Raw genomic sequence first — 13,566 nt, forward strand, 5'->3', positions numbered from 1 at the left:
GCCTTCCTCTCATCTTTCCCCGCCGGCGACCTGCCGGAGCGAGGACGGAATTAGCACCTGCCATGCACGGGCCTCGTCATCGAGACGTACGCGGTGGTTGCCGGGGCTTCACAGGGCCGTTCCCTCTGCCCCTCTGGATGAGGTATTCAGTTGTGTTTCCAACACCTTACGTCGAGTCGCGGGAAACACAGAGTGGGTATCCCGAGGTGTGAGCCAAGCTACGACGTGATGTCTTTGCGGGTGAAACGCCAGAATGCCAGCGACCAGAAGAGGGTGGCGTAGCAGATCGCCGCGATCGCGCCCTTGACCAGGTCGTCCACCTGCGGTGGCGTGGAGAGCAGGCCGAGCCAGGCGTCGCTGTAGTGGGTCGGCAGCCCGACCCGGATGCTGCCCAGCGCGGTGATCTGGTCGAGGATGCTCGACAGGATCCAGAGCAGCACCGCGCCGCCCACCGCGCCCAGCGCCGCGTCGGTCGACACCGAGAGCAGGAAGGCCAGGCCGGCCACGACCAGCATGATGGTCGCCAGGTAGGCGACGATGCCGAGCAGCCGCAGCAGACCTTGCCCGGGCGGGATGGCGGCGGCCACGGTGCTGCCCAGCGGGTGCCAGCCGTATCTCAGGGTGCCGATCAGCAGGCCGGTGGCCGTCAAGATCAAAAGCGCCAGCAGCGAGTACGCGAGCGCTACCACCAGCTTGACCGCCAGGAGCCGGGCACGGGGCACCGGAATCGCCAGCAGGTAACGCAGGCTGCCCCAGCTCGCCTCGCTGGCGATCGGGTCGCCGCAGAACAGCGCCACCACCACGACCAGCAGGAAGCCGGCCGAGACCGCGAGGCAGAACAGCGCGAAGTTGAGCCCGCCCGAGGTGGCCAGGTCGACCAGGCTGCCGAACGCGCCGCCACCGTTGTCGTCGTCCCCGCCGTTGTTCCCGCCGAACTCGAAGGCGACCAGGATGATGATCGGAAGCAGAACCATGAAACCCAGGGCCAATTGCGTACGCCGGCGCGTGGCCTGCCGCCGCACCTCGGCCCACACCGGCAGCGTCGCCGACCCGCGGAAGCCCGCGTCCGGCCGCCCGACCCCGGACTGGAGGGTGCTGTTCGCGCTCATCGGTCTCCACTTCCCCGCGAGTTGTCGCCCACCAGGGCCAGGAAGGCGTCCTCGAGCCGCCGTCGCGGCACCACCCGGTCGACGTCGACGCCGGCCCGCACCAGCGACGCAACCATCTCGGCGCGGGGCGTGCCGTTCATGTCCACGATCAGGCCGTTCGGGCCGTCCGGGGTCACCGAGCGCACGCCCAGCCCCTCGAGCACCTTCGACGCGGCCGGCACGTCCGAGACGTCGAGCAGCACCGACGGCGACTCGCCGACGATCTCGTCGACCGGGCCGGACGCCACGATCCGCCCCTTGTTGACCACCACGGCGTGCGTGCAGGTCTGCTCCACCTCGGCGAGCAGGTGGCTGGAGACCAGCACGGCCCGGCCGTCGGTGGCGTACCGCTTCAGGACCCGGCGCATCTCGGCGATCTGCGGCGGGTCGAGCCCGTCCGTCGGCTCGTCGAGCACCAGCAGCTCGGGCAGGCCGAGCATGGCCTGGGCGATGGCGAGCCGCTGCCGCATGCCGTGGCTGTACTTGCGGGTCTTGCGGTGCACCGAGTCGCCGAGGCCGGCGATCTCGAGCGCCTCGTCGAAATGCGCGTCGGCCGCCGGCCGCCCAGTGGCCTGCCAGTACGCCTTGAGGTTGTCGAGACCGCTCAGATGGGGCAGGAAGCCGGGCCCCTCGACCAGCGCGCCGACCCGGGACAGGATCGGCGCTCCCGGCGAGAGCCGGTGGCCGAAGACCAGGGCGTCGCCGCCGGTCGGCATGGTCAGGCCCATCAGCACCCGCAGCGTGGTGGTCTTGCCGGCGCCGTTCGGCCCGAGCAGGCCGACGACCTGACCGCGCCGCACGGTGAAGCTGATCTCCTCGACGGCGACGAACCCGTCCCCGTACGCCTTGCGGAGATCGCGCACCACCAGCGGCGTCTCGGCGAACTCCTCGATCACCTCGTCGTGCCGGCGGCGCCGCAGGCGACGGCGCACGAGGAGCACCACCGCGAGACCCAGCACGATAGCGACCACCAGGCCGGCGAGCACGTAGCGCCAGATCGTCTGCGGGTTGGCGATCGGGGTGCCGACCACGGTGGGCAGGGTGATCGAGGAGCCGGCCGCCACGGTATAGACGGTCGGCTGCGCCGGGGTGAGGAAGGCCTGGTCGCTGGTGGCGACCACGACGCGTACGGTGTGGCCGGCGTCGATCCGCCGCACGATCGCCGGCAGCGTGACCGTCACCTCGCTCGCCTTGTCGATCGAGGCGGGCAGGCCGGTCAGCCGCACGGGCGCGACCAGGCCGGCGCTCAGCGTCTCGGTGCCCGACTCGTCCACGTCGTAGAGCTTGACGAACAGCGTAGCCTCCCCGGTCGGCGAGGCCGCGCGCAGCCGCACGACCGGCGCGCCGGCCACCTCGATGGCGCTGGTCACCGGCGTCGACTGGAACGTCGCGTACTGGCCGGGGATGTCGCCCGCGATGCCGCCGAGCAACTCGCTGAGCCGTCCGCCGGCGCCGGGCAGCGAGGAGAGGGCGGCCGGGTTGCCGTTCGGCGGGTTGGCGATCGGCTGCGCCGATCCCGCGAGGGAGACCTGCGTGCTTCCGGTCCCGCTCATTCCCGGGTACGACTTCGTCGAGTACCCGTTCGTGACCAGCCCCCGGTCGAGCGCGCTGAAACCGGCCACCCGGGAATAGGTGAAGCTGTTCTCGGGGGCGTCGCCCTCGCCCTTCACGTAGTGGTCGAGCCACTGCACGGTGAGGTATTTCAGCCTGTCTTGGTCGGTCTGCGGCCCGGCGCCGCCGTCGTGCCCGCCGGTGAACCACGCGACCCGCACGGGCGTGCCGGTGGCCGCGATGCCACGCGCGTTCGCGTCGGCCTCGGACAGCGGGAAGAGCGTGTCGACCTCGCCCTGGATCAGCAGCGCCGGCGCCTTGATCTTGCTGAGCACGGTGGCCGGGCTCGACTTGCGCAGCACGGCGAGGGTTTCGGCGTCGGGGGTGCCGGCCGTGGCCAGCTGCAGGTAGGCCTTGCAGACGTCGGCGGCGAACCGGCCGCAGGCGGGGTCGCCGGGGCTCTCCGCGGGAGCGTCCGGCTGACCGGCCGACTGGCCGACCGCGGCGCCGTTCCCGAAGTACAGCCCGGCCCAGCCCTTCTTGAACACGCCGGTCGTGCTGGTGTCGGCCGACTGCGGCAGGAAGACCTTCGTCAGGTCGTTCCAGGTGATCGACGGGACGATCGCGTCGACCCGGGGATCCTGGCCGGCGAGCAGCAGGGCCAGGCCGCCGCCGTACGAGCCGCCGACCACGCCCACCCGGGGGTCGCCGGTCGCGTCGAGCCGCACCTCGGGCCGGGCCGCGAGCCAGTCGAGCAGGCGCTGCGCGTCCTTGACCTCGTAGTCGGGGCTGTCCAGGTGGATCTGCCCGCCGCTGCGGCCGAAGCCCTGCGCCGTCCAGGTCAGCACCGCGTAGCCGCGCTCGGCCAGCGACTCGGCGTCGTCGCTCACCGACTCTTTCGTGCCGCCGAAACCGTGCGCGAGCAGCACCGCCGGCACCCGGCCGCCGCGGTCGCGCGGCAGGTAGAAGCGCGTGTCCAGCGCGACGCTCTCGTCGTCGGCCGGGCCGGTGCGCACGGTGATCTCCTGGTCGGTGGCCTTCCAGTCGGGGGTGTCGGGCCAGACGGCCCACCCGGCCACGCCGGCGACGAGCACGAGAACCACCGAGCCGGCCACGACACGGCGACGAGTGACCGCTTTGCGCAGGCGGCCCGACAGAGACATGCGCCAAAGCTATCCGGACCGGTCTGAGCCTCGGCTGTGAGCCATCTCCGCGGCGCGGTCCCGTCCCGGCGGCGCGGCGGCGATAGCGTGTAACCCGTGCCCGATGAACTCACGCTGACCGTCACACTGCGGCCGGCGGCCCTTGACGCCCGTCGCGGCATCGTCCGGCTCCACCCCGAGGTCATGGCCGCTCTGGCGATCAACCCCGGTGATCCCGTACGCCTGGCCGGCAGCCGCACGACCGCGGGCGTGGCCGCCCGCGCCGAGGCCGGCGCCAGCCGCGCCCTGCTCTACGCCGACGACCTCACGATCGGCAACCTCGGCATGCGCGACGGCGGTCAGGTCACGATCGCGCCGCTGCCGGTGGTCGAGGCCCGCCGGGTCACGCTCACCGGCCCGCCCGAGATCGTCGCCGTGGTCTCCCCCGAGATGCTGCGGCTCGCCCTGCTCGGCAAGGTGGTCAGCGCCGGCGACGACGTCTCCCTGCTGCCGCAGGATGTGCTGCCCGACGCCGGCAACCGCTCGCTGGTCGAGGCGGCCCGGCGCAGTCTCGCGAACCGGGTCGGCTACGGCTGGACCAGCGCCCTGCTCACCGTGGCGGCCGTCGACGACATCGACGCTGCCCTGGTCACCATGGACACCGTGGTCGGCTGGACGGACGGCTACCACACCACCGGCGGCACCGCCGCCACCCCGGCCGTCCGCGCCGGCGCGCCCGCCGCCACCGATCCCGAGGTGCCGCCGCCCAGCCTCGACGACCTGCCCGGCCTGCGCGCCCAGGCCAAAGAGCTGGAGGAGCTGCTCGACCTCGGCTTCCACCACGGCGAGGTGCTGGCCCGGCTCGGCACCAAGGTCTCGCTCGGCGTGCTGATCTCCGGGCCGTCCGGCTCGGGCAAGTCGGCGCTGGTCCGCGCGGTCGCGGCCAAGGTCGGGGCGCGGGTGCTGCCGGCCTGGGCGCCGTCGCTGGCCGCCCTCACCAACTCCGCCGCCGCCCAGCAGCTACGTGCCCTGGCCCGGGACGCCCGCGGCCAGGGGCCCTCGGTGCTGCTCTTCTCGGACGTGGAGGCGCTGGCGCCGCGGGAGGAGCCCGGTCCCCTCTCCACGGTCTTCCATCAGATGCTGGAAGAGACGGTGCGTGCCGGGGTCGCGGTGGTGTGCACGACCAGCCGGCCCGAGTCGGTCGACCCGTCGCTGCGCGCGCCCGACCTGCTGGCCGTGCAGCTCGCCGTCCCGCTGCCCGACGCCGCCATGCGCCGCGAACAGCTCGGGGTGCTCACCCGGGGCATGCCGCTGGCCGAAGACGTCCGCTTGGACGAGGTCGCCGGCCGTGCGCCCGGATTCGTCGCCGCCGACCTCGGCGCCCTCGCCCGCGAAGCCGGCGTCCGCGCCGCCCTGCGCCAGAAGGAGGCCGAGTCGCCGACGGTGACGATGGCCGACTTCGACGCCGCGCTCGACGTCGTGCGCCCCACCTCGATGGCCGACTCCACGCTCGAGGTCGCGGCCGTCACCCTCGACGACGTCGGCGACCTCGCCGACGTCAAGCAGGTGCTCACCGAGTCGGTGCTGTGGCCGCTCACCTACCCCGACACGTTCGCCCGGCTCGGCGTCTCCCCGCCGCGCGGCGTGCTGCTCTACGGCCCGCCCGGGTGCGGCAAGACGTACCTGGTCAAGGCGATCGCCGGGACCGGCAAGGCCAACGTGCTCTCGGTCAAGGGCGCCGAGCTGCTCAGCAAGTGGGTCGGCGACAGCGAGCGGGCGGTGCGCGAGCTGTTCCGCCGCGCCCGGGAGGCCGCCCCGACGCTGGTCTTCCTCGACGAGGTGGACGCGCTCGCGCCCACCCGCGGCCAGGCCACCGACGGCGGCACGACCGACCGGGTGGTGGCGGCGCTGCTCACCGAGCTCGACGGCGTGGAAGACCTGCGCAACGTCGTCGTGGTCGGCGCCACCAACCGGCCCGACCTGATCGATCCGGCGCTGCTGCGGCCCGGCCGGCTCGAACGGCTCATCTACGTGCCGCCGCCGGACGGCGAGGCCCGGGCGGCGATCCTGCGGGCTTCGTCGAAACAGGTGCCGCTCGACAAGTCGGTCGATCTGGACGCGCTCGGGGCCGACCTGGAGGGCTTCTCGGCGGCCGACTGCGCGGCGCTGATCCGCGAATCGGCGCTGGCCGCCATGCGGGACTCGCTCGAGGCCACGACCGTGACCGCCGCCAACGTGGCGACCGCCCGCGAACGCGTACGCGCGTCTCTCGACCCGACGCAGGTGGCCTGGCTGGCGGCGTACGCGAAAGAAAACCAGCGCTAACGACGGCGCGTGCGTGCCCGTGTCGCCCGCAGGCGCCGGAGGCGGCCGACCAGGACCGGATCGTGCTCGGTGGCCTCGGGCTTGTCGAGCAGCGCGTTGAGCAGCTGGTAGTAGCGGGTCGAGGAGAGGGCGAAGGTGTCGCGGATCGCCTGCTCCTTGGCGCCGGCGTGCTTCCACCAGAGGGCCTCGAAGGCGAGGATCTCGCGCTCGCGATCGGTGAGAGCGGATTTCTCTTTTTCGTTGGCCCGTTGAGCGGGAATCTGCGGGGTGGACGACTCGTCAGGCAAGCCTTCAGTCCGGTCAAGGGCGGTGGTGGGGCGGTCGGATGAGGGGTCCGCGGCGGCGGGCTGCATGGTGCTCCAAAGACGAGGGCGGGGGCCGCGAGCAGCATAAATCGCCGGCGACCCCCGCGCACGGACAGCCCGACGTTACCTCACGTTATGTCCCGCTTACGCATTGTCCACATCGCGCCACCCACGATGAGCGCGAACGACAGGACCATCGCCGCGCCCGCCCATTGCCAGGTGATGGTCAGGGTCTCCGGCAGGCAGCCCCCGGTCGGCGAGAAGTCGCAGGAGTTGTAGTCCTGGGACACGTACTCCTTGTTCAGCCAGGCGTAGATCCAGAACGGGGCCAGGTACAACTCCGGAAACTTCACGTCCGCCATGCCGAGCACCGCGAGCAGGCCGAACTGCAGCACCACGATCACGCCGATCGCCACACCCAGCGCCGTCGCCGTGTGCCGGCCGATCGAGGCCAGGCCGAAGCCGAGCGCGCCGGCCAGCAGCACCAGCGCCAGCGCCCGCAGCTCCATCAACCCGATCGACTGCCAGGCGCCGGAGGTCATGCTGTCGGTGCTGCCGCGCGTCCGCGCGATGAAATAGAAGCCGGCCGTCCAGAGAGCGCCGACCAGCAAGGTCAGCACCGTCGCGCCGGCCAGCAGCACGCCCAGCTTGGTGCCGAGCACCTGCATCCGGCGCGGCCGCCAGAGCAGCAGGTTCATCATGCCGCCGCTGCTCCACTCGGCCCCCACGAAGGACGCGCCGACGATGTACGCGACCAGCGCGAGCACCGCGGCGAACGTGGTGATCATCTCCGGGAAGCTCTCCCGGAAGTCGAAGGTCGGCGGCATGTACCACTTGGGATCGAAATCGGACGGCTGCGGCTGCGAGATCTCGCAGTTCGGCGGAAAGTTGGTCGCCTGCGCCGTCCCCTGCGCGGCCTGGCACTCCTGGATGATCCGGCTCGTCTCCTGCACGGACTGCTGGTAATTCGCCTGCGCGTCCGCCGTGGCCTTCGCGATGATCTCCGGGCTGACCTTGTGGTTGCTGAGGAAAACGCCGGCCGCCACCGCCGCCAGCACCAGCAGGCCGCACAGCACGAACAGTTTGGTGAACCGGCGCTTGACCAGCCGGCGCGTCTCCGCTTTGGACAGGCTCACTGACCCCACCCATTCTGCGCCGCCACCTGATCGACCTGGCGGTTCTCGCCCTCGACCGGGGCGGTGCCGGTGATCTCGAGGAAGACGCTCTCGAGGTCGGCCGAGATCGGGGTGAGCTCGCTGACGTAGATCTGGTTCTCGGCGAGGATCCGGGTGATCTGCGCCGGGTTGCCGGCGTTGCCGACCACGAAGTGATCGGTTTCGAGGCTCACCTCGGCGCCGTTCGTCTTCAGGATCGCGGCCGCCCCGAGCAGGTCGACACCCGGCTCGAGCCGCACCTTCACGCTGTTCGAGGTGTGCCGGGCAAGCACGTCCGCGACCGAGCCGGCCGCGACCCGCTTGCCCGCCGAGATGATCGTGACGTGGTCGCAGATCAGCTGGATCTCGCCGAGGATGTGGCTGGAGAGCAGGACCGTCATGCCCGACTCGGCGAGGTTGCGCATCAGCGTGCGCATCTCCCGGATGCCGCCCGGGTCGAGCCCGTTGGCCGGCTCGTCCAGAATGAGCAGCTTGGGCTCCTTGAGCAGCGCCGAGGCGACCGCGAGCCGCTGCTTCATACCGAGCGAGTAGGTGCGCACGCGCTCCTTGGCCCGGTCACGCAGGCCGACGAGCTCCAGAACGGCGGTGACCCGCTCCCTTTTCAGGCCGCCCGCGTCCGCGAGCAGCGACAGCGTGTCCTGCGCGCTGAAGTTGCCGAAGAACTGCGGGCTCTCGACGATCGCGCCGACGCTCTGCGCCACCTCCGGCAGGCGTTTCGGCACGTCCTGCCCGAGCAGCGTCATGCGGCCGCCGTTGGGCCGGATCAGCCCGAGAAGCGTACGCAGGGTGGTCGTCTTGCCGGACCCGTTCGGCCCCAGGAACCCATGGACCTGCCCCGCACCGACCACCATGTCGAACCCATCGAGGGCGCGGCGCACGCCTTTCCGGCTGCGATACGTTTTCCGCAGCCCAGCTATCTCGAGTACGGCATCCATGCCGCGAGACTCTAGGCACCAGCGTCAATATCCGGCAGCCCCAAATGCGGAAATTTCAGTCTTCAGCTGGCCATCATCAACACTCTCGGTGTCGACCGCCCGCAGCCGCGCCGCCTGAGCAGGGTGCGCCCGCCAGTAGTCGGCCGGCGCCCGCAGCACCGCGGAGAGCAGGTCACCCGGATAGAAGTCGCCCTCGGCGAGCGGGTCGCGCTCCAGGATGTCGAGCGCGAGCGGCACGACCACGGCGAGCCCGACCGCCTGCCCGGCGAGCACGCGAAGGTCCTCGACCCCGAGCGTCCTGACCGGCCTCCGCCGCAGCCTAAGCACGGTCGCGACGAGCCTGGTCGCGTCGGGCGACGGGTCACCCCAGTCGTCGCCTTCGAACTCCTCGATCGACGCGTCGGTGTTCACGCGGTGATGACGTGGACGCCGGCCTCGCGGAAGGCCGCCACCGTCGCGGGTGCGGCGCCCGAGTCGGTGACCAGGGTTTCGACCTTGGCGATGGGGCAGATGCGGGCGAACGCGTGCCCGCCCAGCTTCGACGAGTCGGCGATCACCACCACCCGCTTCGCGCGGGCGACCATCAGGCTGTTCATGGCCGCCTCGCCCTCGTGGTGGGAGGCGGCGCCCAGCTCCACGTCCAGCGCGTCCACGCCCAGCAACACGATGTCGAGCGTGACCTCCTTCAGGAGGGCGCCGCCCAGCGGGCCCACCACCTCGAAGGACTGCGGGCGGACCACGCCGCCGGCGACGACGATCTTCATGCGGGAGCGGACCAGCAGCTCGTTGGCGATGTTCAGGGCGTTGGTGACCACCGTGAGCTGGCTGCCCTCGCCGCCCGCGTTGAGATCGGGGCGGACGGCCAGGGCGCGGGCGACCTCGGTGACCGTGGTGCCGCCGTTGAGGCCGACCACCGTGCCGGGGGTGACCAGGCCGGCCGCGGCCTCGCCGATGCGCTGCTTCTCGGCGCTGTGCTTGGCGCTCTTGTAGCGCAGCGGCAGGTCGTACGAGACGCCGTTGGCGACCGCGCCGCCGCGGGTCCGGGTGATCATTTGCTGTTGGGCGAGCTGGTCGAAGTCGCGTCTGATGGTGGCCTGCGACACGTCCAGGCGCGCCGACGCGTCCTCGACGCTGACCCGGCCGTTCTCGGCGAGTAACTCGAGCAGGGCATTCCACCGCGCGTACCGGTCCACCAACACACTCCCGATGCACGTTCTGTGATAAGTGTGTGCACATTAGTGCGCGAAAGGCCGGGAAAGCAAAGGTCTTCCTTGCGCGGTCGGGGGATGACGGTTGCGTCGGCGCGGTCGCTCCGCGCAGAATGGCGCTCGAAAAAGCGGGGAACTGAGCGCTTATGCGCATCCGCGACGGTGTGAAGGGTGGCCCATGACGCACGTCAAGGCGGAGATCGCGAGCCAGCCGGACTGCTGGCGTCTCGCCGCGAAGCTCGCCGACTCCCCGGGTCTTCCGGCCCGCGGCGAACGGGTCGCGGTGGTCGGTTGCGGCACGTCGTGGTTCATGGCGATGGCGTACGCGTCGTTGCGCGAACGCGCCGGCGAGGGCGAGACCGACGCGTTCCAGGCCTCCGAGTTCCCGCACGGCCGGCGCTACGACCGGATCGTGGCGATCACCCGCTCCGGCACCACCACCGAGATCGTCGCGCTCCTCGACGCGCTCGACGGCCGCACCCCGGCGACCGTGCTGACCGCCGACGCCGGGCAGCCGGCCGGCCGGCGGGCCACCGACGCGATCGAGCTGGAATTCGCCGACGAGGAGTCGGTGGTGCAGACCCGCTTCGCCACGAGCGCCCTGGCGCTGCTACGTGCCCACCTCGGCGAGGACATCGACCCGGTGGCCGCGGACGCCGAGGTCGCGGTGCGCCTGCCGCTGCCGGTGCACCCGGCGCTGGCCGAGCAGATCACCTTCCTGGGTCGCGGCTGGACCGTCGGCCTGGCCCACGAGGCGGCGCTCAAGTGCCGGGAGGCCGCGTCGTACTGGGCCGAGGCGTACCCGGCCATGGACTACCGGCACGGGCCGATCTCGATCGCCGGGCCACGCCGGGTGGTCTGGGCCTTCGGCGACGTCCCGGTGGGCCTGGCCGACGACGTGGAGGCGACCGGCGCCTCGTTCGTGCACAGCCGCTACCACGGCGGGTACGCCGCGCTGGGCCGCTGGTGCGGCGGGCGCGCCCCGCTCGACCCGATGGCCGACCTGGTGCTCGCCCAGCGGGTGGCGGTGCTGCTCGCCACCGGCCAGGGCCTCGATCCCGACAGCCCGCGCCACCTGACCCGGTCGGTAGTGCTGGCGTGAGCAACCACGTCGTCGTTGCCCTCGACGTCGGCGGCACGGGAATGAAGTGCGCGCTGGTCCGCCCGGACGGCACGGTCTACCACGAGGAACGGCACCCCACCCTCGCCGCCCGTGGCCCCGGGGCGGTCACCGAGAACATCCTCCAGATCGCGGACGGGCTGGCCGGCCGGGCCCGCTCCGACGGCCTCGACCCGGTGGCGGTGGGCATCGCCGTCCCGGGCGTGGTGGACGAGGAGAACGGCGTCGCGGTCTGGTCCTCCAACGTCGGATTCCGCGACGTTCCGGTGCGGCAGAAGATCGAGGAGCGACTCGGCCTGCCGGCCGCGCTCGGCCACGACGTCCGGGTCGGCGGCATCGCCGAGGCCCGTCTCGGCGCGGGCCGGGGAGAGAAGCACGTGCTGTTCGCCGCGATCGGCACCGGCATCGCCGCTGCCCTGGTGGTGAACGGCGTTGGCTACAACGGCGCCCACGGCGCGGCCGGCGAGCTGGGCCACATCATCGTGCGCCCGGGCGGCGCCCCCTGCCCCTGCGGCGCCGGCGGGTGCCTCGAGGCAATCGCCTCGGCCCGGGCCATCGGCGCCCGATATGCCGAACTGTCCGGCAACAAGGATGCGACCGCCTTCGACGTCGTGAACAGCATTGATACCGACAAGACGGCAAGGCGCGTCTGGCACGAGGCCATCGAGGCCCTGGCGGACGGGTTGATCACGGCGCAGGCGCTGTTCGACGTCAGCGTCCTGGTGCTGGGCGGAGGGCTGGCCGAGGCCGGAGACACGCTGCTGACGCCGTTGACCCGCGAGATGGAGAAGCGCCTCACCTTCCACCGCATGCCCAAGATCGTCAAAGCGGCCCTCGGCGACACGGCCGGCTGCAAGGGCGCCGCCCTCCTCGCCCTCGACCACCTGGAGCAGACCAAGTGACCCGCATCAGCGGCCGCATCGTCCGCCCCGGCGCGGTCGTCCCCGGCCACGTCGAGATCGACGGCCCGACGATCATCGACGTGGTGGCCGGCAACAAGGCGAGCGACGACATCATCGTGCCCGGCTTCGTCGACCTGCACTGCCACGGCGGCGGCGGCCACACGTTCACCACCGGCGACGTCGCCGAGGCCCGGGCGGCGGCGGCGTTCCACCGGGCGCATGGCACCACCACGATGCTCGCCAGCCTGGTCAGCTCCCCCTTCGAGCTGATGCGTGAGGCCACCCGCGAATACCTGCCGCTGGTCAAGGACCGCACGATCGCCGGTGTGCACTACGAGGGGCCGTACCTCTCGGGCGCCCGCTGCGGCGCACAGAACCCCGACTTTCTGCGCGACCCGTCGATTCCCGAGCTCACCGAATTGATCAAGGCGGGCGAAACCCAAGCCGTACGCATGGTGACCGTCGCCCCCGAGCTTCCGGGCGCGGCGGAGGCCATCGCCTTCCTGCGCCAGCACGGGGTGCTGGCGGCCGTGGGGCACACCGATGCCACGTACGCGGAGACGGAAGCCGGCATTGCGGCCGGCGCGACCGTCGGCACCCACCTGTTCAACGGCATGCGCCCGCCGCACCACCGCGAGCCGGGCCCGGTGATCGGGTTGCTCGACTCGATCGCGGTGTGCGAGCTGATCGCCGACAACATCCACCTGCACCCCGGGATGCTGGCGTTCGCCGCGCGCAGCGCCGGTCCCGACCGCGCCGCCCTGATCACCGACGCCATGGACGCCACCGGCATGCCGGACGGCGCCTACGACCTGGGCGGCCAGGAGGTGATCGTCGCCGACCGGGTGGCCCGGCTGGCCCGCAACGGCTCGATCGCCGGCAGCACGCTCACCATGGACGCGGCGCTGCGCAACGCGGTGGCCGCCGGGATCCCGCTCGAGGACGCGGCCGCGATGGCCTCGACCACCCCCGCCCGCGTGCTGGGCCTGGACGACGAGGTCGGCGCTCTGGAGGCGGGCCTGCGGGCCGATCTGGTGGTGCTCGACGCCGACCTGAACGTCAAGCGCGTGATGCGGGCAGGAACCTGGGTACAAAACGCGTGATGAGCCGGGCCAGGACCAGGCCCAGCAGCACCCCGGCGATCGAGTCGGTGAGCCAGTGGAACCCGGTGTAGACCGTGGTGCAGAAGAGGATCACCACCGGAACCACGCGGATCGCCCAGAACTCCCACCTACGAAGCGGCCGCCGCAGGATCGACGCGACGAGCAGACCGATCACCGCGTACCAGGCGAGTGAGTTGCCCATGTGCCCGGAGGGATAGCTCATGGCCTCCACGCCGGACGCGTAGGGGTTGAACATCACCACGGCGTCGGGCCCGTCGAAGGCCGGCGCGGCCCGATCGGCCCAGATCTTGAGGGGGCCGATCGTGACGTAGGTCAGCACGAACGCCGCCGCGAACGGCAGCACCGCCCGCCACGATCGGGTGCGGAAGGCCAGGACGCCGGTCAGGATCAGCGCCACCGGCATCAGCACCTGGCCGCCCTGCCCCAGGTAGTTGAAGACCCGCGCGGTCCAGTAGACCGGGGCCGGCTGGTGCGCGAACGCCCAGTCGGCCACCCGCTGATCGAGTGTGAGCAGGTGGCCTCGCGCCAGGGCCCAGGTCAGCCCGGCGAACGCCGCGACCAGCACGACGTCGAACCACCAGCCCAGGATCGGGCGGGTGCGTGCGGGCGTCGGCAACGTCTGGGTCACGCC

At 71.8% G+C, this 13,566-nt stretch carries 11 protein-coding genes, 1 pseudogene and 1 riboswitch; of the genes and pseudogenes, 4 read left to right on the forward strand and 8 right to left on the reverse strand.

Annotated features, from left to right (window positions below; translation table 11 throughout):
• Nucleotides 1–6 precede the first annotated feature (6 nt).
• Nucleotides 7–144, reverse strand: a riboswitch (SAM riboswitch).
• 74 nt (nucleotides 145–218) lie between these two features.
• Complete coding sequence (locus ACIA5D_RS35115) at nucleotides 219–1,109, reverse strand: ABC transporter permease (RefSeq protein WP_396034705.1); 891 nt, start codon at nucleotides 1,107–1,109, stop codon at nucleotides 219–221.
• Nucleotides 1,106–3,862, reverse strand: coding sequence for an alpha/beta fold hydrolase (locus ACIA5D_RS35120; protein WP_396034706.1), 2,757 nt, complete (start codon nucleotides 3,860–3,862; stop codon nucleotides 1,106–1,108). Before ACIA5D_RS35120 ends, ACIA5D_RS35115 begins: the two co-directional genes overlap by 4 nt.
• Nucleotides 3,863–3,958: 96 nt before the next feature.
• Here ACIA5D_RS35120 and ACIA5D_RS35125 point away from each other — a divergent pair, with 96 nt between their 5' ends.
• Nucleotides 3,959–6,166, forward strand: a complete 2,208-nt coding sequence (locus ACIA5D_RS35125; protein WP_396034707.1) for an AAA family ATPase — start codon at nucleotides 3,959–3,961, stop codon at nucleotides 6,164–6,166.
• Here the strand turns inward: ACIA5D_RS35125 and ACIA5D_RS35130 are convergent.
• The 5 genes and pseudogenes from ACIA5D_RS35130 to ACIA5D_RS35150 all read right to left on the reverse strand — a co-directional run.
• A pseudogene (locus ACIA5D_RS35130) lies at nucleotides 6,163–6,387 on the reverse strand (DUF3263 domain-containing protein); the annotation flags it as partial. The gene ACIA5D_RS35125 and the pseudogene ACIA5D_RS35130 sit on opposite strands and share 4 nt — an antisense overlap.
• A 212-nt stretch (nucleotides 6,388–6,599) precedes the next feature.
• The gene (locus tag ACIA5D_RS35135) at nucleotides 6,600–7,607 is read right to left on the reverse strand and encodes an ABC transporter permease subunit (protein WP_396034708.1); all 1,008 of its coding nucleotides are present in this window, start codon (nucleotides 7,605–7,607) and stop codon (nucleotides 6,600–6,602) included.
• Entirely contained in the window at nucleotides 7,604–8,581 is a 978-nt protein-coding gene (locus ACIA5D_RS35140; RefSeq protein WP_396034709.1) for an ABC transporter ATP-binding protein, read from the reverse strand. The genes ACIA5D_RS35135 and ACIA5D_RS35140 overlap by 4 nt, the downstream gene beginning before the upstream one ends.
• 24 nt (nucleotides 8,582–8,605) lie before the next feature.
• Nucleotides 8,606–8,992, reverse strand: a complete 387-nt coding sequence (locus tag ACIA5D_RS35145; RefSeq protein ID WP_396034710.1) for a contact-dependent growth inhibition system immunity protein — start codon at nucleotides 8,990–8,992, stop codon at nucleotides 8,606–8,608.
• Entirely contained in the window at nucleotides 8,989–9,774 is a 786-nt protein-coding gene (locus tag ACIA5D_RS35150) for a DeoR/GlpR family DNA-binding transcription regulator (RefSeq protein WP_396034711.1), read from the reverse strand. The genes ACIA5D_RS35145 and ACIA5D_RS35150 overlap by 4 nt, the downstream gene beginning before the upstream one ends.
• Nucleotides 9,775–9,967: 193 nt before the next feature.
• Between ACIA5D_RS35150 and ACIA5D_RS35155 the strand changes: the two genes are divergently transcribed.
• From ACIA5D_RS35155 to nagA, 3 genes are read left to right on the forward strand one after another with little or no spacing between them, the layout of a single operon-like run.
• Nucleotides 9,968–10,891, forward strand: coding sequence for an SIS domain-containing protein (locus ACIA5D_RS35155; protein ID WP_396034712.1), 924 nt, complete (start codon nucleotides 9,968–9,970; stop codon nucleotides 10,889–10,891).
• On the forward strand, nucleotides 10,888–11,811 hold the full coding sequence (locus tag ACIA5D_RS35160; RefSeq protein ID WP_396034713.1) for an ROK family protein: 924 nt from the start codon (nucleotides 10,888–10,890) through the stop codon (nucleotides 11,809–11,811). The genes ACIA5D_RS35155 and ACIA5D_RS35160 overlap by 4 nt, the downstream gene beginning before the upstream one ends.
• On the forward strand, nucleotides 11,808–12,914 hold the full coding sequence (gene nagA, locus ACIA5D_RS35165) for an N-acetylglucosamine-6-phosphate deacetylase (protein WP_396034714.1): 1,107 nt from the start codon (nucleotides 11,808–11,810) through the stop codon (nucleotides 12,912–12,914). The genes ACIA5D_RS35160 and nagA overlap by 4 nt, the downstream gene beginning before the upstream one ends.
• Here nagA and ACIA5D_RS35170 read toward each other — a convergent pair.
• Nucleotides 12,871–13,563: a phosphatase PAP2 family protein gene (locus tag ACIA5D_RS35170; RefSeq protein ID WP_396034715.1), complete on the reverse strand. Its 693-nt coding sequence runs from the start codon at nucleotides 13,561–13,563 to the stop codon at nucleotides 12,871–12,873. The genes nagA and ACIA5D_RS35170 overlap by 44 nt on opposite strands.
• Between the last annotated feature and the right edge of the window lie 3 nt (nucleotides 13,564–13,566).

Origin of the sequence: Actinoplanes sp. NPDC051513 (assembly GCF_044454685.1) — a bacterium.
Lineage (GTDB): Bacteria > Actinomycetota > Actinomycetes > Mycobacteriales > Micromonosporaceae > Actinoplanes.

Excerpts from the sequence above, each read along its gene's own strand:
- ACIA5D_RS35140 (WP_396034709.1), bottom strand. The coding sequence starts at position 8,581 with ATGGATGCCGTACTCGAGATAGCTGGGCTGCGGAAAACGTATCGCAGC.
- ACIA5D_RS35155 (WP_396034712.1), top strand. The coding sequence starts at position 9,968 with ATGACGCACGTCAAGGCGGAGATCGCGAGCCAGCCGGACTGCTGGCGT.
- ACIA5D_RS35120 (WP_396034706.1), bottom strand. The coding sequence starts at position 3,862 with ATGTCTCTGTCGGGCCGCCTGCGCAAAGCGGTCACTCGTCGCCGTGTC.
- ACIA5D_RS35115 (WP_396034705.1), bottom strand. The coding sequence starts at position 1,109 with ATGAGCGCGAACAGCACCCTCCAGTCCGGGGTCGGGCGGCCGGACGCG.